Annotated in this window: 16 protein-coding genes, 2 tRNA genes and 1 pseudogene; 15 read left to right on the top strand and 4 right to left on the bottom strand. The window is 38.1% G+C overall.

Features of this window, described 5'->3' with window-relative positions; translation table 11 throughout:
* Positions 1-153: 153 nt before the first annotated feature.
* Complete coding sequence (locus HCG69_RS06550; RefSeq protein ID WP_221649386.1) at positions 154-2,523, bottom strand: HAMP domain-containing sensor histidine kinase; 2,370 nt, start codon at positions 2,521-2,523, stop codon at positions 154-156.
* A gap of 342 nt (positions 2,524-2,865) precedes the next feature.
* Here HCG69_RS06550 and HCG69_RS06545 point away from each other — a divergent pair, with 342 nt between their 5' ends.
* The 14 genes from HCG69_RS06545 (at position 2,866) to HCG69_RS06480 (ending at position 19,592) form a co-directional block, all read left to right on the top strand.
* Entirely contained in the window at positions 2,866-3,627 is a 762-nt protein-coding gene (locus tag HCG69_RS06545) for a GNAT family N-acetyltransferase (RefSeq protein WP_221649385.1), read from the top strand.
* A 94-nt stretch (positions 3,628-3,721) separates the two neighbouring features.
* Complete coding sequence (locus HCG69_RS06540; protein WP_221649384.1) at positions 3,722-4,330, top strand: type 1 glutamine amidotransferase family protein; 609 nt, start codon at positions 3,722-3,724, stop codon at positions 4,328-4,330.
* A 68-nt stretch (positions 4,331-4,398) separates the two neighbouring features.
* Positions 4,399-4,968 carry a DNA-3-methyladenine glycosylase I gene (locus tag HCG69_RS06535; protein ID WP_221649383.1) on the top strand — a complete coding sequence of 190 codons (570 nt, stop codon included), beginning with the start codon at positions 4,399-4,401 and terminating at the stop codon, positions 4,966-4,968.
* Positions 4,969-5,005: 37 nt separating this feature from the next.
* Complete coding sequence (locus HCG69_RS06530; protein ID WP_221649382.1) at positions 5,006-5,536, top strand: GNAT family N-acetyltransferase; 531 nt, start codon at positions 5,006-5,008, stop codon at positions 5,534-5,536.
* Between the two features lie 121 nt (positions 5,537-5,657).
* Positions 5,658-6,182 carry a GNAT family N-acetyltransferase gene (locus HCG69_RS06525; RefSeq protein ID WP_221649381.1) on the top strand — a complete coding sequence of 175 codons (525 nt, stop codon included), beginning with the start codon at positions 5,658-5,660 and terminating at the stop codon, positions 6,180-6,182.
* Positions 6,183-6,880: 698 nt separating this feature from the next.
* Positions 6,881-7,288, top strand: a complete 408-nt coding sequence (locus HCG69_RS06520) for a hypothetical protein (RefSeq protein ID WP_221649380.1) — start codon at positions 6,881-6,883, stop codon at positions 7,286-7,288.
* 4 nt (positions 7,289-7,292) lie between these two features.
* Positions 7,293-8,498: a site-specific integrase gene (locus tag HCG69_RS06515; RefSeq protein WP_221649379.1), complete on the top strand. Its 1,206-nt coding sequence runs from the start codon at positions 7,293-7,295 to the stop codon at positions 8,496-8,498.
* A gap of 282 nt (positions 8,499-8,780) precedes the next feature.
* A complete protein-coding gene (locus tag HCG69_RS06510) occupies positions 8,781-9,365 on the top strand; it encodes a DUF3575 domain-containing protein (RefSeq protein ID WP_221649378.1) in 585 nt (194 codons plus the stop codon).
* A gap of 11 nt (positions 9,366-9,376) precedes the next feature.
* Positions 9,377-10,810: a DUF3868 domain-containing protein gene (locus HCG69_RS06505; protein ID WP_221649377.1), complete on the top strand. Its 1,434-nt coding sequence runs from the start codon at positions 9,377-9,379 to the stop codon at positions 10,808-10,810.
* An 18-nt stretch (positions 10,811-10,828) separates the two neighbouring features.
* Positions 10,829-12,580 (top strand): Mfa1 family fimbria major subunit, encoded by a 1,752-nt coding sequence (locus HCG69_RS06500; RefSeq protein WP_221649376.1) that lies wholly within the window; start codon positions 10,829-10,831, stop codon positions 12,578-12,580.
* Between the two features lie 146 nt (positions 12,581-12,726).
* Positions 12,727-13,791, top strand: a complete 1,065-nt coding sequence (locus tag HCG69_RS06495; protein WP_221649375.1) for a FimB/Mfa2 family fimbrial subunit — start codon at positions 12,727-12,729, stop codon at positions 13,789-13,791.
* A 25-nt stretch (positions 13,792-13,816) separates the two neighbouring features.
* Positions 13,817-14,974: a hypothetical protein gene (locus tag HCG69_RS06490; RefSeq protein ID WP_221649374.1), complete on the top strand. Its 1,158-nt coding sequence runs from the start codon at positions 13,817-13,819 to the stop codon at positions 14,972-14,974.
* Positions 14,975-14,995: 21 nt separating this feature from the next.
* On the top strand, positions 14,996-18,031 hold the full coding sequence (locus tag HCG69_RS06485) for a hypothetical protein (RefSeq protein ID WP_221649373.1): 3,036 nt from the start codon (positions 14,996-14,998) through the stop codon (positions 18,029-18,031).
* 763 nt (positions 18,032-18,794) lie between these two features.
* Complete coding sequence (locus HCG69_RS06480; protein ID WP_221649372.1) at positions 18,795-19,592, top strand: hypothetical protein; 798 nt, start codon at positions 18,795-18,797, stop codon at positions 19,590-19,592.
* Between the two features lie 40 nt (positions 19,593-19,632).
* On the opposite strand, the pseudogene HCG69_RS20625 reads toward HCG69_RS06480, so the two are convergent.
* The 3 genes and pseudogenes from HCG69_RS20625 to HCG69_RS06470 form a co-directional block, all read right to left on the bottom strand.
* A pseudogene (locus HCG69_RS20625) lies at positions 19,633-19,836 on the bottom strand (phage integrase SAM-like domain-containing protein); the annotation flags it as partial.
* A gap of 89 nt (positions 19,837-19,925) precedes the next feature.
* Positions 19,926-19,999, bottom strand: a tRNA-Asp gene (locus HCG69_RS06475).
* A gap of 58 nt (positions 20,000-20,057) precedes the next feature.
* Positions 20,058-20,131 (bottom strand) — tRNA-Asp (locus HCG69_RS06470).
* A 645-nt stretch (positions 20,132-20,776) separates the two neighbouring features.
* Between HCG69_RS06470 and purU the strand changes: the two genes are divergently transcribed.
* Positions 20,777-21,634 (top strand): formyltetrahydrofolate deformylase, encoded by an 858-nt coding sequence (gene purU / locus HCG69_RS06465; RefSeq protein ID WP_025867592.1) that lies wholly within the window; start codon positions 20,777-20,779, stop codon positions 21,632-21,634.
* Positions 21,635-21,712: the final 78 nt, after the last annotated feature.

The following is a 21,712-nucleotide window of genomic DNA, read 5'->3' as shown; positions in this document are numbered from 1 at the left end:
TTGATGTATTATTAATTAATATATAAATGTTTATAAGAAGTTATAGATTACCTTATTTATTCAAGGGAATGTTAACCTTCTCATATAAAAAGACCGGGATATATAAAAATATCCCTATCGAGGAATCTTTAATTTTTCCAAATAAGTGCATTTTTAAGAGAGGGTGGCTAAAGGTAAAATTGTAGCGAAACAACTGCCTATACCTACTTCCGACTGTACTTCTATGCGCCCCGAAAGTTTTTCGATAATAACCTTACAGATAGATAGCCCCAGGCCACTACCTTGTTCAAATTCATCGGCTTTATAGAAACGGTCAAAAATCATCATGAGTTCTTTTTCATCTATTCCTCTGCCTGTATCTTTTACATACACGCAAACTGCATTATGTTCTTTGTCTATTTTGCATCCTAATGTAATAGAGCCATTTTGGGTAAACTTATTAGCATTACTTAAGAAATTGGAAATAACTTGTGTAAAACGAATACGATCTATGTTGACTGGCAAAAAGAGTGAGTCATCTAATTCAAGATGGAACTTTAGGGAAGGTTGGATTAATGGTTGATAGTTATTATATATTTCTCTGACAATATCCGTTATATTATAGTTCTTTATGTCAAAGTCCATGTTACCGGAGTCTAAATTGGATATTTCCAGCATATCGTTAATGAGTTTCAAAAGTAGTTCATTATTAAGATTGATTATTTCGAGCATACTTTCTTTTTCCTCCTGGTCTATTTCGTCGGCATATTCACTCGCCAGTATGTTAGTAAAGCCTACAATGGCATTGAGCGGAGTACGAATCTCGTGACTTATATTATTTAGGAACGACTGTTTTAATTCTGCTTTTTCAGCCATTTGTTTGGCTAAAATCAGTTGTTGTTCATGTTCTACTAATTTTTGGATGTTTTGCATGATACCTGCCAACATCATTTCACCCTTTGCATTTTTCAGGCTGCGGCATCGTAGTTCATACCATTGGTAGTTGCTTTCGGTTTTTCCGAAGTCAAAACGTGCACGCTGTATTTCCATACCTGGAGATTGATACAGAGTTTCATAAAATGAGCTCAGCAATTGTTTATCATCGGCGTGTGTGTATTGCAAGAAATCATCTTTGGTAAATGAACGTTGTTTTAAACCCATTAAACGTGTATAATTGGTATCGAACTCGATTGTATTTCCTTGCATGTTCCACAATGATATCTGGCCTCCGTCTGTAGAAAGTGTTAAGCGTTTATGGGCTTCTTCAAGTATTTGCAGATTTTTGCGCTCTATCTGCGAGCGTTTTCGCATTCTCAGCAAACTGAGTGATATAAAAATGAATGCGAAGATGAATAGCACTGCAAGGAGATATAACTCAACACGGTAGTGGTCATAAAACGGATAGTTGACAAGGCGTACATTCTTTGGGATCTGTTGGGTGACCTGGCTGCCATATACAGAAATATTGCCCCAATCGAGTATATATTCTTTAGGTAAATCACTTATTTGGGGTACGCCTGTCTTTTCTTTATTCATTAATCGTATAGATAGGTTAGCGGCAATTTTAGCTGAAATTTCTTTTGTAGCCATATAACCACCCACAATCTTGGTTCCTTCGTCGAACCCCTCGCAAATACAACTGAAAGAAGGTATATTAACAGCATTTACTATTGGGAGCGACATTGAATCAAATTTATCTAGTAAAAATGCTTTTTTCTTCTGTTCACTTTTCGATTTTTCCATCATCACAAGTAAAGAAGCTCCTTTTATATAACGGAAAGGGCAGAGGCTTACGGTTAACTTATCTTTTTTTACTTTGATACGTTGGTTTGCTACAGCCGCCATAAGATTGTAATACTCCATCATTTCGCTCATTTCCTTGTATTCATATTCCATAGAATATGCTGACTTGTGGCCTAAAATTTGTACATTTCTCCTATCCACAACCTTAGTCAATAAATCATAAGATTTACGTCCGAGTGTAGTCAGATCGATATTGTATACAATTTCTATTTCTGCTTTAGGTTGCAGTGATTGTATGAAATCTATGTTGCTTTTGAAATCCGGACTGTCTCTGAGGATATAAATTTCTTTAGTACTGTATTCTTTTATAAGTCTCTCATCGGGAAAATGTACATTGCAGGCTATTACCGGGGTAGAAGACAAGAGGTGGTGGCGGGTCGATAATAAAGAACTGGTAGCCTGATCTCCTATAGCCAGAATAAGATCCACTGGTTTACTTTTAATAACATTGAGATATTTATTCATGTTATCAAGACAAACTTCTGGATTGAATTGATTACAGTCGAGATAAAATTGATTGAATAGAGGTTCTATACCTTTTCTTCTGAGTTCCTGTGTTATGAGCTCTTCAAAATTTCCGTAGCCAATACTATTCTTTGAAAAAGAATATATAAGATATATATGTTTTTGCACCCGGTGATTTGTAACATACCACTGTTTGAAATTATATCCGCATAAGAAAGTTCCTAATAAGAGAGTAAAGCCAATAATATATTTAAATTGGGGGACAATGATTTTCATATATTGATTTATATCATGCAAAAGTAGTATAATTTCAGCAAAGTAGGGATGGCTTTATATAAAATATTTTATATTTTTCTTCTGTGGCGGATGTCCTTTTGTAATATATTGATTACATGAAATAAAACCAGGCTAATTGGAAAGGTTAGATTCAGACCTTTCGGGTGATAAGGAGCAGAAAGAAATACAGGATGAGGTGTTGTGGAAAAATAGTTTACACAAATAGAGCTGATCTGCATAAATTTACTATATTTGTACTTTACAATCTACCTGTAATGGTAATAAATCGGTATGATTGTGGCCAGTTATATTGATAATATCTAATTTAAAGCAAGGGTACACATGGATACTGATTTTGTAAACTTAACAACAGAAAACCTTGTCAATGAGCATTTGTGCTGCATTATTCGCAGTAAGAAAGTCCATCCTGGTATTGATGCAAAACGGCAATGGCTTTCTGATCGGCTAAATGAAGGTCATGTCTTTAGGAAGTTAAACGTAAAAGCTACGGTTTTTATTGAATATGCACCTCTTGAAACAGCTTGGGTTCCCATAGTCGGCGACAACTATTATTACATATATTGCTTATGGGTTTTGGGCAGCCACAAAGGAAACGGATATGGGAAATCACTGATGGAGTATTGCTTGGCTGATGCCATAGAAAAGGGTAAATCCGGTATTTGTATGCTTGGGGCAAAAAAACAGAAGAACTGGCTTTCCGATCAATCATTTGCAAAGAAATTTGGCTTTGAGGTTGTTGATACTACCGATAACGGATATGAATTGCTTGCTCTTTCTTTTGACGGAAATGTACCGACATTTGCGCAAAATGCTAAAAAGCTGAAAATAGAAAATGAAGAACTGACGATTTATTATGATATGCAATGCCCTTACGTCTATCAAAACATTGAGATGATAGCACGGTATTGTGAGATGAATGACCTTCCTATATCTTTAATTCAAGTAGATACGTTGCAGAAGGCCAAGGGATTACCTTGCGTTTTCAATAATTTTGCTGTGTTTTATAAAGGAGTTTTTGAAACAGTGAATTTGTTAAATATCGACTATTTAAAAAGGATTATTACAACGAGGCGGAGGGTGTGACTTATTAAAGCGAATAGGCTTTAACGAAGTACGAAATGGTTGAAGAGGGTGTATTACTAAAAGATATGATTTACTTTAAACAAAAAATATAAGGATGAAACAAGAAATTTTATTTGTACTGCTCGATAACTTTGCTGATTGGGAAGGAGCCTATATTGCTCCGAGCCTGAATTGGGGAGTTGAACCCGGAAGTGAAAATAAATATGTAGTTAAAACGGTATCGGTAGCGGAAGGCTTTGTTGTCTCGTGTGGTGGATTCAAGGTATTACCCGATTACAGCATCAATGATATTCCTGCCGATTATGCCGGAGTAGTATTAATAGGAGGTATGAGTTGGTTTACTCCAAAGGCCGAACTTATTGTCCCGTTAGTAGAAGATGCCATTAAGAACAAAAAACTGGTTGCAGGTATCTGCAACGCTTCGGTTTTTCTTGGAATGCACGGATTTCTAAACGAGGTGAATCATACCAGCAATGGATTGGATTATCTGAAAGAATATGGTGGAGCGGGCTATAAGGGCGAATGCCACTATATCGATAAACCAGCAGTGAGAGACGGCAACATTGTAACAGCTAACGGCTTTTCTGCTTTGGAATTTGCCCGTGAAATACTCTATGTTTTAGAGGCAGATACTCCGAAGAAGATAGAGAAAAGTTATCGAATGAATAAAACAGGTGTTTGGGAAGCGCCTGAAATTGAATAATCGTATTATTAACATTGAAAACTTCTTTTCTAAAACTCAAACGGGGGTAAAATAAAGAATATATGCTTATGGAAGATATAACAAATGGACGCTGCGGTTGGTGTGGGACCGATGAATTGTATGTAAAATACCATGATGAAGAATGGGGAAGATTGGTGACTGACGATAAGATACTGTTCGAGTTTCTTGTGTTGGAGAGTGCCCAGGCAGGACTGAGTTGGATCACCATTCTTAGAAAACGAGAGGGGTATCGCAAAGCCTTTTGTGATTTTGATGTTGAGAGGGTGGCACAGATGACCGATGAAGATGTACAACGATTGGTCCAGTTTGATGGTATTGTGAAAAACCGCCTGAAAATAAAATCAACCATCACTAATGCAAGACAATTTCTCGTTATACAAAAAGAGTTTGGTAGTTTTTACAACTATACGCTCTCATTCTTTCCCGACAGAAAACCGATTATCAACACCTTTAGTTCATTGAGCGAAATTCCTGTATCTTCTCCCCAGTCCGATGCGATGAGTAAGGATATGAAAAAGCGTGGATTCAAATTTTTCGGATCTACGATTTGTTACGCTCACTTGCAGGCTTCGGGGTTTATTAACGATCACCTGATGGGCTGTGTATGCCGGAAATAAGGAAAAGTAATTGGAATTATACAAAAAGCAAAAACAGATGAAACGATATATTAAAACCCAGCACCTCATTCTCCGCTCCTGGCAAGAGGAGGATATTCCACACCTTGCCAGATTGAACAGCGATGATAGGGTTATGGAATATTTTTTGAATAAATTGTCTTATCAAGAGACGATTGCTTTGTACAATCAAATACAAGAGGAGTTTGCCGAATGTGGATTTGGTGCATATGCTGTTGAGGAGAAAGAGACTGGCATTTTTATTGGTTTTGTCGGATTGCACAATGTTACATTTGAAGTAGACTTTGCTCCGGCTGTTGAAATCTTATGGAGACTGTTACCCGAGTTTTGGGGCAAAGGGTATGCTACGGAAGCTGCTATTGCTTGTTTGAATTATGCAAAAGATGAATTAAAGCTAAAAGAGATAGTCTCTTTTACTTCATTGCTAAATAAACGTTCAGAGCATGTGATGCAAAAAATAGGTATGGCACGCATAAAAGAGTTCAATCATCCGTTAGTGGAGCCCGAACATCCTCTGTACAGACACATTTTGTATAAGATAGTATTGTGATTTTGGAATGTATCTTCTTTTCAGTAATTTCTTCTGAGTGGCTTTGAGAGTTTCTTTGCGAAGGATTTTGAGTAGTTTCATTGCATATTTTATTAACCTGCAATAATACATATTTTACACTATGGGAATAAATAAGGAGGAAATTACATTAAAGCAGCTGACAGACAAAGATATACCATTGTTTGAAAGTTGGCTTGACAAAGAATATATCAAAAAATGGTTTGGTGACAAAGAGGATTGGTTGCATGAGATAAGCGAAAGAAACGGGAAATACAGTTTCTTAACGCATTTCATCGTTTATCACAATGACCGGAAAATTGGATATTGTCTCTATGGCGATTGTTTTTATATCAAAGATTTAGAGGAAGAGGGTCATGACTTTAAGTCATTGTATGGCGATGTTACAGCGAAAAATCATACTTATGAAATAGGTTACCTGATTGGCGAAGAGGGGTATTTGAACAAAGGTATCGGTAAGATTATCATTCAGTTGCTGGAAGCAAAACTTATTAGAATCGGAGCTAAAGAGGTGGTGGCAGATCCCTGTGAAGAGAATATTATCTCTGTAAAAACACTTCTTGGTAACGGTTTCAGGAAAAAAAGTGATGGGGACTATCGAAAAGTAATTGTGAGTATAGAACCATAAATATGAAAGAGTAACTCATCGTATAGCTAAAAGAGAAAAGACTATCAACTCAGATCGAACATAGCAATGTAATTTGTTCTCGTAAGTTTCGATAAGATATTTTTAACTTTGGGATCATACTGGTTCACAGTAAGTATAATGGGTGTATAGTAGAATTGTAATAAACACTTTAATTTTTTTTATTTCATTGGTAACGGCATCTGTCACTTCAAATCGGTCTTTTGCGAGGTCAATGTACATCTGTTCTTCATATCTTCTATGAACCCATGTACTGAGGCGTTTTTTTCTGTATGGGTGCTTTTTAAATCAACCCGATGATGTGAGGGTTGCCTAAGATGCGTGCCTACTTCCGTATACCTTTTATTCCCATACCCATTGCATAGTTATGGAGAACATTTTTTAATTTTGTCATTGTATTTTGAGTTTTATATCGTCGGCCACGACGAAAACCGAATTTACATCAAAATCCCCTGTCAAGCATAATACTTAGCAGGGGTATTTTTGTTTGGGTACAAAGGGGGAAGGATAAAATAGTTGATAAAGGCAGCGACACTTGTGGAATGGGGGGCAATATGCTATCGATTTTCCATGATGTGTTATTAAGCAAATGGAAGAAAAAGAAATGCAAAAAAGGTTAGGATTATACTTTTACCTATAATAAGTGATTATTAAAATGTTATATCTAAAAATAATATAATATGAAACCTGAAGATTTTATGGAAAACATTTGCAGATGTTTGGAAAGAATAAAGAATGAGGTAAACAGATTATCTGATTTTCAAGTGATCGACGGAAGATACGAAGTAGATAACAGTACTAATAAAACAATGCAGTCGGATCAAACTCATAGTAACAGCAATTTGAAGTATTGCTATACAGAGATGAAAGATGAGATACTTCTCGGTCAGATAACTCTTTTTGAAATAAACCGTGATATTGTTCGAATTAAGCAGATATGCAAAAAGGAGGGCTGTACATATACTGTCATAGGACAATTAACCTTTGCCGAACAAGCACAACTGAAAGAGAAGGCTATAAAGGGGCTGGATAGCATGACGAAGTCCATCGAAGGTAAAACCATTCAAACAGACGAATCTGAGGAGTGAGCCTATGGCAAGTGTGAAGATTAAGTTCCGTACCTCTACCGTAGAGGGCTGCCAAGGAACCATATATTATCAAGTGATTCATAACCGTGTCGCTCGTCAGGTAAAAACGGAGTACCGAATTTATGAAAGTGAATGGAACAGTAGTTTATCGGAGATTATATTGTCCCGTTTCGATGAAGAGAGAAGAGCTTATTTGTCTAAGATAAGAGACAATATACAGAGTGATATACGCAAATTCCAACGAATTATCACATCATTAGAGCAGCAGGGTGTAGACTATGATTCCAATAATGTAGTATCAGATTTTGTATCTCTAAATCCACAGAATACTCTTTTCGGATTTATGGAGGAGGTAATTGTCAATCTGAGAAAGTTGGGAAAGATACGAATTTCTGAGACCTATACCGCTACGCTTAACAGTTTCTGTCGTTTTAGAGAGGAGAAAGATGTGGCATTGGATAAGGTGGATTCTGATATAATGATAGCATATGAAGCCTTCCTGAAAGCAAGTGGTGTTAGTCTCAACAGCTCATCGTTCTATATGCGAAATTTGCGAGCTGTTTATAATCGTGCAGTGGAAAAGGAACTTACACCACAGCGATTTCCGTTCAAGCATGTTTATACAGGAATAGGCAAGACCGTAAAACGGGCCGTTCCGATAAAGGTTATCAAGCAAATTAAAGAAATGGACTTGTCGTATCGTTCATCATTGGATTTTGCGAGGGATATGTTTCTCTTTTCGTTCTATACTCGTGGGATGTCACTCGTGGATATGGCGTATTTAAGGAAGAAAGACCTTACCAATGGTATTCTTTCCTATCGTCGTCGTAAGACAGGACAACAGCTGTTTATAAAGTGGGAAAAACCAATGCAGGAGATTGCGGATAAATACGATACGAAAAATTCGCTTTACCTGTTACCAATTATCAAGCACTCTTCCATAGAGGAACGGACGCAGTACATTTATGCCGGTCATAATATAAACCGTAACCTGAAAATTATCGGTCGGGAGTTAGGACTGTCTATACCCTTGACAATGTATGTCGCACGACACGCATGGGCCAGTATCGCCAAGAGCAAGAATGTTCCACTGTCGGTTATTAGTGAAGGAATGGGGCATGATTCAGAAGCTACAACACGCATCTATTTAGCTTCGTTGGATAACATGGCGATAGACAAGGCGAATAGTCTGATATTGAAATCTTTGTAAGAAAAGAATTGTTGAGCGAATTGTGTGTCTCTTTGCAAGAGATTATTATCTCTTTGCAAGAGAAGTGATTAACGACGCAAAAATACGAAAAAATCTGCAAATGACTCAATATATGTATAAAAAAAGTTTTGCGAATGAATAATTTTGTTGAGTACGATAAGGGGATTGTTGAGTAAAAGAGGTAAACGTAGTTAAGTATAGTTCTCGTTTTCAGATAGCCTGTCTGTTATCACTCTCTCTTGCAAAGAGAGGGTGATTTTGAGTGTTAAAATAATAAAGGTAATGAAACGTATAATCTTATTGTTGGCAATTGCTGTGGCAGGTATTTCACAAGAACTTCAGGCACAAAAGGCGGCGATAAAAACGAATTTGCTTTCCGATACTTTCATGAATGTCAATCTTGGGATAGAGATTGGTCTTGCCCCCAAATGGACACTTGATTTTACGAGCGAATTCAATGGTTGGACGCTTTCGCATAATCGGCGATGGAAACACTGGGCCGTACAACCTGAGACTCGTTATTGGTTCTGCGACCGTTTTTCCGGACATTTTCTTGGGGCACATTTGCATGGGGGGCAGTATAACATAGGAGGCTTCAATGGACAAGCTAACTTTTTGGGAACGAATGCGCGGAAACTGAAAAACGCCCGCTATCAGGGTTGGTTTTTAGGTGTGGGGGTAGCATACGGTTACGCATGGATACTGAATCGTCATTGGAACTTGGAAGCGGAAATCGGTTTCGGATATTCTTATACTCGTTACGACAGGTTCAGATGTTCCGGGTGCGGAAAAAAAATTGAAGCAAGCAAACCGCATCATTATGTGGGGCCTACAAAGGTAGCCATTAACTTAGTTTACTTGTTTTAAAGCGGATGGACATGAGAAGGACAATATTTCTATTGGCAGCCCTGTTAGGGTTTGGAGATATGATGGAAGGTGTGGCACAGAGTGTAAAAAATATCATTCCCGATGTTTCCGTTAGTCATTTCAAAATGGATCGTAACGGCAAGTACCTTACTGTGGAGATGAATATAGATTTAACGGGACTTGACGTGGACGCTAACCGTGCTGTATTACTTACGCCGCGTCTTATTAATGGAATAGATTCACTTGACTTACCATCGATAGGGATTTATGGACGCAGGCGATATTATTATTACGTGAGAAATGGAATAAGTAATATTTCAGGAGAAACTGAAACGGCTTGCCGGGCTTTAAGAAAACCGGACAATTTAGACTATCATCAACCTGTTGTTTACAAGGAGTGGATGAATGGGGCGACTCTTAAGTTTTATCGCAGTGACTGGGGATGTTGCCATGAAATATTGGCAGAATATGAAGGCATACTGGGACGGCATAATGAAGCATTCTTTCCGGAACTGGTATTTGTGCGTCCTGAAGCTGAGACCATGAAAAGCCGTTCGTTGTCAGGATCGGCTTTTATAGACTTTCCGGTAGATCAGACAGTGATTTATCCTGAATATCGCCGAAACACGGTAGAACTTGGCAAAATACAAGCTACTATAGATTCTGTGAGGAACGACAAAGATGTGTCTATTATTTCGGTATGGCTCAAGGGATATGCCTCACCCGAAAGCCCGTATTCGCATAACAAAGATTTGGCAATAGGGCGTACTGAGGCGCTCAAAAAGTATGTACGACAGTTGTATAATTTTGGCGATGACATTATTGTTACGGAATATGAACCGGAAGACTGGGAAGGACTGCGTCGATATGTGGAACTGTCTAATATTGAACATCGTAAGGAAATTTTGGAGATGATAGACAGCAGTATCGAACCGGATGCCAAGGAGGAGAAAATAAAACGAAGCTATCCCCAAGAATACCGTTTTTTGTTACAGCATTGTTATCCGGCATTACGTCACACGGATTATCGTATAGATTACAATATACGTAATTACAACGACGTGGAGGAAATCAAATGTATTATGGCGGAGCAGCCACAGAAGTTGAGCCTGAATGAATTCTACCTCGTGGCAAGAATGTACGAACCTGGTACAGTGGAATTTACCGATGTGTTTGAAACGGCGGTACGTATGTTTCCCCATGATGAAATAGCCAACTTGAATGCAGCCAATGCCGCTATACGTCGGGGCAATCAGGATGCCGCGCGCAAGTATTTGGCAAAGGCGGGTAATTCGGCAGAAGCTGTTTATGCACGAGGTTCGCTTGCCATACGTGAAAAAGATTATAAGATGGCGGTACTACATTTGGAGAAAGCTCGCGAAATGGGACTTCAAATGGCAGAAATCACACTTGTGGAATTGACAAAAAGAGGATATACGGAATGATTAAATAAGTTAAAAAAAATGAAGCTATCAAGTTTATTATGGAGTTTGTTCGGAATAATGGCACTTAGTGCTTGTTCCGAAAATGAAATGTCGGAAGAGAACGATTTGGAAGTTAAAAACGGCGGTCGTTTTTTAGCTGTTGAAATTGCAAATCCGGCCACGACAAGAGCTGAAAGTGTATTAGATGGTGACTACGAGGCTGGTTTGGATGGTGAGAACAAGGTCAATTCTTTAAGATTCTATTTCTTTGATGGTACAGGGGCACCAGTTTCTGTAAATGTTGTCGGAGATAAAAATTATGTGGATTGTACGGAAATTATATCGGAAGGTCAGAATGATATGCCGAATGTGGAGAAAAAACTACAGGCAATTGTTGTGATTAATACGAAAGATGGTAATAATGCCAACGTTAGTTCCATGGTTGCTGTGGCCAATCATGAAACGGTAGAACTTGGAGAAGGGGCTTTATCTCTTACGGAAATCTGTAAAAAAATAGGCGATTATAGCTCTGTAGAAAAAGAAGAGAATAATGGTAGTAAGATTCCACATTTCCTGATGACAAGTTCATCTTATGCAGGAACAGACGGACAAATTACTGTGGCAACGATTAATCCTGTAAATCTCTGTAAATCTGAGGAGGATGCCAAAAATAATCCTGTAAATATTTATATAGAACGTGTGGTTGCAAAAACGAAATTGAATGCTGAATGGAATACTGAGAAGGTAACAGTCAAAGAAAATGTTACCTATCAAGGTAAAACCTATACGGCAGTCGCATTGAAAGACCACAAGGGTAATGATATTAATGTTAATGAAAAACAAATATATGTCATTTTCACAGCTTGGGATATTACCGGTACTGTAGACAAGTCATATCTTTTCAAAAAGGTAAATTCTGTAACTGCATGGAATTTGGGTTGGATATGGAATAATTCCGACTTCTTCCGTTCTTTTTGGGCAATGAATCCCGAAGATGTAAAGCTGGGATATATCAGTTATAACGATATCGATTGTGAAGTTGGAGAAAACGGTGTAGCATATTGTCTGGAAAATGCAGCGGATAATTTTGATAATGGAACCAAGAGCGCTTATAATCCTGATGCACAGGTTTGTAATCGTACTCAGGCAATCATTGCTGCAGTATTGGTTACTGTTGATGGAAGTCAAGCATCTCCTATCGATTTGGCAAAATGGGCAGGAAGGGATTATACAGAAGAGAGTGTGAAGGTAGCCATGTTGAATACAATGACAAATCAGATTTACATAAAAGAAACAGATGGTGGTGGAAATGAAAAATTTGTTTCGATTAAGCCTGAACATGTATTATTGGTTACCGGTACAAATGCAGGAGAGGCTGATGATAAAAGTGAAAACAGTGCAAGGTATTTAAGTTATTTACAATTGACAGAGGAAGCTAAAGCTTTAGATTTTTATTCAAGTACCTCAGAAGATGCGAAATTGACAGTAGATGCTGTGAACACTATTCTGAAAAGTATACCTGGCGCTAAAGTATGGAAAACCGGAATGACTTACTATTACACAGATCTCAGACACTTGGGAACAGAAGCAACGAAAGGGTTGTATGGCGTAGTGCGCAATCATATTTATGATGTCAACGTTCAGTCTGTAGTAGGTCTGGGTACTCCAGTCTATAATCCGGATGAAGTGATTGTTCCGCAAAAACCGGGTGAAGATGAAACATATATTGCTGCAAAAATAAACATCCTGTCATGGCGAATTGTGAATAATGATGTTGATTTAGTGTGGTAATGATTTTATTCTAAAAACACCTCGTAATTGGTATAATAAGGTATAACCTTGAGACTGCGGCTTCTTATGTCGCAGTCTCTTCACTTGATTTTATTGTAATAGTGACCAGCAGATTGTAGGTTGACATAACATATACATAATATACGATGAACACATTGTTTTATATCAGACGGTTTGGGATAGTACTATTGATACTGTTTCTGATTACGTCCTGCGACAGCTTGATTTATGAGCACGAGGGGGATTGCCTGGTGAGTTACCGTCTGAAGTTCCGCTATGACATGAACTTGAAGTTTGCTGATGCCTTCGCACATGAGGTGAAATCGGTAAGGCTTTATGCGTTCAATATGGAGGGAGAGTTGGTGTGGCAGGCATCTGAACAGGGAGAGGTTCTTGCGTCTGAAAATTATGTCATGGCATTGGATCTCGCACCCGGTAAGTATCGGCTGGTAGCATGGTGCGGACTGGGTAATGAGGAGTCTTTTTGTTTGCCTGATGTGTCACCCGCATGCGGCCCCGAAGGCTTACATTGCTGCCTGAATTGTATTTCCGGAACATCGGTCGGAACTTCAAGTGGTGGAGAATCTCCTGCCTGTTCCGATAAAGATTTACAGCCACTGTTTCATGGTATGATGGATGTGGAACTGCCGGTGAATGACGATGGAGGAGAATATACTTTCGAAATGTCGCTTACCAAAAATACAAACGTGTTCCGTGTCGTGTTACAACATCTGTCCGGTGAAGATATAGATGCCGACGATTTTGAATTCAGCATAGAAGACAACAACGGCTGGCTGGCTTATGATAACTCGATGTTGAGGGATGTTCCTGTCGTATATCGTCCATGGGCTGTCTATTCTGGTGAAGCGGGCGTGGAAACCACCCCAAAGCGTGCCATAACCTCTGTCAAAGTAGCTGTGGCGGAACTGACCGTAAACAGGTTGTTCATGAGGGATTGGACAAAATATAAACGTTCTGTGTTGACAATACGTACTGTTGCAGATGGTAAGCTTGTAGCTTCAATTCCGATTATTGATTATGTCTTGTTGGTGAAAGGTGAACATCACAGGCAAATGGATGATCAGGAATATCTGGACCGGGCTGATGAATACAATATGACATTTTTTCTTGATCAGGACAACAACTGGATAAGCACTGTGGTACAAATTCTTTCCTGGCGGGTAGTGGTTAATAATTCGGATTTGAATTGACAAACAGTTTTTTCAAAGAGATAAAATGAAATGTACATTGCGACATATCTTATGGATGGTTTCGGTGTTTTGTCTTGCCTTGATGCAGACGGCCTGTAACAAAGCCGCCGGTTTTATGGACAAGTCATCCAGTGATGAAGGTTCGGTTATGCTCGTATTGAATACTGAGATTATAGGTTCGTTGTATGCCGGAGAGGCTGAGTCGGGTAGGGACAAAATGCACACGCTTCGTATTGTTATCCTGCATCCGGATGGCACGGTGGAACATAACCAATTCATGGATTTTGGAGATGGGATGCTGTCAGAGTGTACACGGTTTATCCAGGTAAAGCAGAACGAAACGAAAACGATTTATCTGATAGCCAATGAAAGGAGCGTACATGATGGCCTGCATAATACTTTAGATGAATTTACGGTGGGTACAGACGGTTTTAAGGATGCGATTGACGGTCAATCTTTTAGTCCTGATTACCTTAAACCCATTCCTATGAGTTCCGTGTACGAGGTTGAGATTAAAGATGAACCGCGGAAAGAATGTCAGTTCTATTTGGTGCGTGCCGCTACGAAATTTACATTCCGCTTCACGAATATGCGTAGTGGATCTGTTACACTGAACAGTGTCACAGTTTCAGATATAGCCGATAAGACTTACCTGATGTCTCACAAAAAGAATCTGACGATGAAGTTTCAGGAAGAGGACGGAGGTGAAACCGAACTTTTCTGGATAGATTGGTTGAAAAAAATATCGGACGAATCGCAACTGAATCCGGATGACAAGGAGCTGGCGGATAAGAGAGGCTGGATACAAGACTATGATATTCCTGAGGAAACAACATCCGGACAAGTCACCGTGAAGGCACCGGATGATTTTCAGATACCGGGGCTTGCTTATGATATGGGAGTACCGAAACCGGGTCGGAAGGTTTATCCGACTTTTTATCTTCCGGAAAGCAAGGACTTGAAGAATTCTCAAGAAATGTATGGTGAGCAAGAATACACCATGATACTCAGTCTGACGGATGACAAAAATGAAACGAAAAATTTTACTTGTCTTTTTGACAACTTAAAAGCCCTTTTCCGCAATACCCATGTAGTGGTAGATGTTACTTTTCTGGAAAAGGGAATACAGGTAGATGTGATACCTTACAGTGAGGTTGTTCTTAAACCTGAATTTGGATTGTAAACCCGTAAAAAACATGTAAAGATGAAACTTTGGATATCATATATTCTTGTTTGTATGATGGCTTTTGCCAGTACAAGCTGCCGTGATGATTTTATGGCATATGATTCTGTTATTGGAGAAGGCAGGGCGAAAGTGTCTGCTGTTGTGGATTTTGAACCAATGTCATCGGGACTGATACAAACAAGAACTGCCGGAGATGCAATCAAAGATATTACCAGTCTTCATGTGTTGTTATACGACTATGAAACTAAGAATCTGACAGAAAGTTGGAAGATTGAGAACTATCAACCCAAAGATGTGGACCGTATTGACACGGATGCGGAAAATGGGATAACTGCAGAAGCAAAGACGAAGCGCGTCTCTTTCGAGTTGAATAAAACTATCGGCAAAGGTAAATATCTTATGTATGCAGTGGCGAATATCCCCGATTTACTTGAAAATTATGAAGAAAATATTAAAACGGTGGATGGACTTAAGAGCATACCGCTTACATGGAACGATAAGGATATAAGCCAAAACAGTCAGATGATAGGATATTTCACAAAGAACACTACTGTACAGCCGGAGGACAATCCACTTGTTATAAACGAATCGGAGGTTCGCTTGCATGCATGGTTACGCCGTGCAACTTCAAAGGTGACTATCGCTTATGACGGAAGTAATTTGAAAGAAGGGGTTTTTATTTATCTCAAGTCGGTACAGATTAAAGATATACCGGAGCAGTGTTATCTGGGGAAAGACAACAATGTGGGTACTGAGGGATATACGTTAAAATGTCCGGGAAAGGGACCGGACATGCCTGACGGAGAGATAATCAAATATTATGAAGGAGAAGAAGAACCGGCTGAATTCGGCCCTGACTATAAAGGACCTCGTATTACGGTGGGAACTCCAAAATATGGTTCTCATGAAGAAAATGCTAACGCTTTGTTCTTTTACGAGAATATGCAGGATATTGGCAAGGATAAACGGCAGGATTCGGATGGTGATAAAGTGCTTGATGCACCGGGAATGCCGGGGGATGTGACTTATGTGTTCAAAGACGGCAAGCCGTATGGCACATATATAGAAGTGGAAGCGCACTATATTTCTAATAATTCGGAAAAACTGGGTAATGGTCGTATCATATATCGTTTTATGTTGGGACAGGATGTAAAGACAGACTATAATGCTAAACGGAACTGTCATTATAAGCTGACGTTGATATTCAACAACTTTGCTAATGATGTGGATTGGCATATAGAGTATGAAGAGCCGGAGCCGGGTGTGATGACTCCCGAACCTTACTATATTTCCTATCTGTATAACCACTCATTGATGTATCCGCTCAAAATCAATACAGGCGGAAGGAAAATAGAATACATAAAGGCGGAAATAACCGATAATCGCTGGGCGCCGGATAATGCCAATAAGGAAGTTTATTTTCATGAAATGGATTTACCCAATCAAAACCAATGGAATGGTTTCCTGTCGTTGCATGAAACGACTGAGACGCGTATTACCGGGACCCAACCTTTTACCGCTACATCGAATATGGAATACTATAATAGAACTCCCAAACGAGGTGAACGGGAGTACAATGACTTTACAGAAGGAGAACATACGACTGACAATGCGAATATAACCGATATTTATCGTGTACAGAAACATCCTACGGAAGAGAATACATTCAATGTATATATTCCTATGTACACGCGGGCTAAACAGTTGATTAAGGCAACAGGTTATACCGGCAATAATCCTTACGTGGCATATCAGCGTAAAGCGAATGTAAAGATTACAACCAAGTTGGAAGGGTTGGAACAAGTATTTGAAAATAATGTAACCATGTATCAAGTACGTCGTATCGTGAATCCCAAAGGAGTTTATCGTAGTGCCGATAATAATAAATCATTTCATGTGGTATTGAAACGATTGCCGCGGGAAAATGCAGAGCGCTTTGAAACATTTCAATCAGAAGGTCCATGGAAAGCTTATATTGTAAGACATTATAATGGAGATGGGATTGAACTTTCAGGATATCAGGGAAAGTCGGAATGTATAAATGACACTATATATGGTAATACGGGAACAAATATGGATTTTAACATTGATTTTTCCGGAACGCCGGTTGGTAACCGATATGCTATAATTAGGGTTGAGTATCATAATTATACTTGTTATCATCTGATATTTGTAAGACAGGGAAACGAACCCGACAATTTGATTGATGGTGGTGCGTTATGGTATGCCGAAAATATGAAAACCAAGAACCAATTAGCGGCAAGTCCGCTGGATGAAGGTTCGTTATTTAAGTTGGGAAACTGGGATGATCCGATTGATGCGTTGAATAATAAAAATTCGAAAACACCTTGGATAAATGTCACCTCGGCAGATTTTAAAAAGCCGACAGATGGCTTTATTATAGCCGGAAAAACGGATACGAAAAAAACATGGGATCAGATAATAACAAAGGTTGATGTAAACAATCCGCAAATAGTAGTTTCATTTGATGATCCCGGAAATGGAATGGAAGTTGCTAAATGGGAGGACTATGAGGCCTTATATAATAGCAAAGATATAGAACAAGGATACGGTATCCTTTACGGAGATGATGCGGTAGAGACAGCTGATCATATAGACCATGCATATGGATATGATTATAGCCATGGAGTAATGGGATGTGGAATGAGAGGTTGTTTTGTATATAACAAGATGACAGGCAAAAATCTTTTCTTCCCGATAGGAGCTTCTGGCTACGGACACAGAAAGCACTTAGAAGGCGGAATATTAAGATATTCTGCGGGGCAGACCGGATATTACACCACGGGACGTGTTCCGGCTGACACTAGTAAACCGGCTGTTTACCCTGAAGGTGTGAAAGATGCCCCGTTGTTGCATGACATATATATGAGACCGGGAGCTGTATATTGGTATAAAACACAGGGAGGAAATATACCTGACGGACCATACGTAGGCTGGGATATAAACTATTTCTCATTCGATTTCTATCCGATAGGTAGTTACTCCACAGGAAGCCGTCGGGATGCTTGTTTTGTGCGTTGTGTGAAAAAATGATAACTTTATCTAGTGGCTTCTTTGTGTTGATGCGTATGCAAACTACTTTAGATCACCGAAGCAAATTCAAAAAAGCTCTGAAATACTTGAATTTCAGAGCTTTTTTGAATTTGCTTTTCGTTTTTTCGGTGCGTACGGAAGATGAACCTAAATTCTATTCTTTACATAACTAATATCTTAGTAATGCTCTTGCTATTTAGTTCGACGAATAGTCCAACATATTAAGTTCGCTGTTCTGCTTGGCTTTTTGTTGTTGCTTGGAACACTGTAAATGTACGAAATCACATTTAAATCATCAAATTTTAAAGAGATTTATTCCTTTTCGCAATCATGTTCTTGAGTCATTTTCCATCTATTGGTTATTATGAAGGATTATTTTGAAAATATTTTTGCAAAAAGTCTGTAAATAAGATAGATGCTATATGAAATATTTATATATTTGGATTATTAAATCTAAAATTATGAAATATTGATCCTGGAGGGAAAGACTGCTATAGTTATCGAGATGAAGATTATATACTGTTTATACCTATAATGTTGATATCCATTCGTAAAAAGCATTGGATAAAGTAATGGAGGATGCCACATATCACAGCAAGACTCATAATGATGGAAATACATATTATAGTTTGTCATTGCGATTTGAACGCGTAAATACTTCTGGAACAAGAATTGTATATTCTGCCGATATGGTTTTTACTAATCCAGTCGTTGCAAGAAAGATAAATAAAATTTATGATAGACTGTTTATAAAGTAATTTTTATGAAGATATATATTTGTTTATTCCTGTTCCCGCTTTTTTTGTTTCCAGATATTATGTATGCGCAGGATGAGAAAATACCAGAGACTGCAATTGATAAAGAAAAGGTTAACTTAATGATATTCAGTGGAATGATAGAAGCCTATTTCTTGTATTATTACGACTATCCGGATAATATGACATCTTTGATTGATTTTGAGAAAAGTTACTTTCTCGCTTATCCGGATGTGAATTCTTGGGAGCAATCGGAAAGAGATGTGCTTTTAAAAAACGATTTTCTTTTTCTCGAACAATATCAAAACGATATTGTGATTATGAAAAACGATAGCGATGTAGTGATAAAACTGAATGATTGGATATTGTATAAAAATCCAAAGCTAACAGGTCCATGCGATCTTATGAAACTCTTACATCTTCCTCTCGAAATCTATATCTATGATTATAAAAAGATGTCTTCTCCCAGATATTTTGATAATGCAGGCAGGGCTATTATAAAGGCCCAGGTATTGGATTCATTGTATAAAAGTAATCTGCATCTATTACAAAGAAAGTATCTGAAAAAAGGTAAATTTGTTGTGCCGACCTATACGCGCAATAAACAGACAGTTCCTATTTATACCTTTTATGAATATTCACCCACAAAAAAAGGCTTGTATTATTTCTGCCGGAAAGATGATTTACTGACTTCTGATTTTTTGTATTATACAAAACTTGAAGAATTTCTCAAAGAGTTTTGCTTGACTCACGGGGTTGAGAGAATGATATTCCCATGTATTGAATATGGAAAACCTTGGTTTTGATGTTTAGAGAGTAATTTATCTTGTAGTAAATAGACACTTGTTCCTCACGAGATAAGAATTCAACATTCACTTCGTCATACTTGGAATGAATGCCATAAAAGGGAATTTTATAATCCACTCATTAGCTAAGGCGATACGAATAATTTTCTGGTAGGTTCTTCAAGTGCTTTAATACTGAATTATTATAGTAATGTTTGGTTGTTTTCAGCCAAGATTCAAAGTTTTGAATAAATTGTCTATTTATGGGCTATCTTTTGTAAAATGAACTAAAAATGATAAAACTCTGAAGCGTTTGGCTTCAGAGCTTTACTTGATGTTTGCAAATTAAGATTGCGGTGTGTACGGGACTCGAACCCGTGACCCCATGCGTGACAGGCATGTATTCTAACCAACTGAACTAACACACCAAATATTTATTTGATTAATCAGATTTTACCGTTTACACTTCTTAGATAAATTAAGAAGCGGTGCGTACGGGACTCGAACCCGTGACCCCATGCGTGACAGGCATGTATTCTAACCAACTGAACTAACGCACCAGTATTTCATTTTAATCAGCTTTCTCTCTCGATTGCGGGTGCAAAGGTAGCTGTTTTTACGTAATTTGCAATACTTTCAAAAAGTTTTTTTGTGAGTAAAATAGTCATTTTTTGCTTTGTGCTTCATTATGAGGTATTTCTGTTAGAATAAAAAATAGAAATTCTTTTTATTTCTTTCTCCATAGAGGGATTTTAATGCTTTAGAAAGTGTGTGTTGTTAATATATTTTCTTCTGCATTTAGATAATTGATTTTATAGGCTGTAAAAGTACGTATTTAAATGTGTCTTAATTACCTAATTAAGGCAGTGTTAAAACGGATAGTTTATATCTATAAAGTACGTACTTTTTAACCACCTGTAATACAGTAGCATATGGCGTTGTTTTGCCTCAGTCTGTATATTCGTGTCTTATCTCATGTATGCTTTTCTGCCTGTCGTGCGGTTGAATACCTTAAAATGATGACATTATTTTCTTTATTTCTTTTTGAATTTTGAGCTTCAATCTTTCTATCTGATCTATTTCTTGCTTTTAGAGTAAACTTTTTGCTCAAATTATTCGCTATTTTGCAATAATTAGTTATTTTTGCAAGCTAAAATCGCAGGCAGTGAAACAACACTGCATGAATTAGTAAAATAGTAGAAACAATGATGACAACTGCCAAACTGTTATTGCACTGTCCCGATAAACCGGGTATCCTGGCCGAGGTGACAGACTTTATCACGGTAAACAAAGGAAATATTATCTATCTGGACCAGTACGTAGACCATGTGGAAAACATCTTTTTTATGCGTATTGAATGGGAATTGAAAGATTTTCTGGTTCCTCAGGAAAAGATTGAAGATTATTTTGAAACACTCTACGCCCAGAAGTATGGTATGAATTTCCGTCTCTATTTCTCAGATGTGAAACCACGAATGGCTATTTTTGTATCCAAAATGTCACACTGTCTTTTTGATATGTTGGCACGGTATACGGCAGGAGAGTGGAATGTGGAAATTCCTCTTATCATTAGTAATCATCCTGATTTGCAGCATGTGGCAGAGCGTTTTGGAATTCCTTTCTACCTTTTCCCTATCACAAAAGAGACGAAGGAAGAACAGGAACGCAAAGAGATGGAACTGCTGGCTAAACATAACATCACATTTATTGTGTTGGCGCGTTATATGCAGGTTATCTCAGAGCAGATGATCAATGCTTATCCTAATAAGATTATCAATATTCACCACTCTTTTCTTCCGGCTTTTGTAGGTGCAAGACCTTATCATGCTGCTTTTGAAAGAGGTGTGAAAATTATTGGTGCTACCAGTCATTATGTAACGACTGAGTTGGATGCCGGACCTATTATAGAACAGGATGTTGTGCGTATCACACATAAAGATTCGATAGAAGATCTGGTTAATAAGGGTAAGGACCTGGAGAAAATTGTACTTTCGCGTGCCGTGCAGAAGCATATCGAACGCAAGGTATTGGCTTATAAAAATAAAACGGTAATATTTAATTAGTTGATAATTGACAATTGACAGTGGACAGTTACTGCGTTGTAAGCGTCTGGTTATTTGAACTCACTGTCAATTGTCAAT

Source organism: Bacteroides sp. K03, assembly GCF_019734355.1.
In the GTDB taxonomy this organism is placed as follows: Bacteria; Bacteroidota; Bacteroidia; order Bacteroidales; family Bacteroidaceae; genus Bacteroides; species Bacteroides nordii.
Note: the sequence above shows the minus strand (reverse complement) of the source record. Positions and strands in the feature narration are given on the sequence as shown.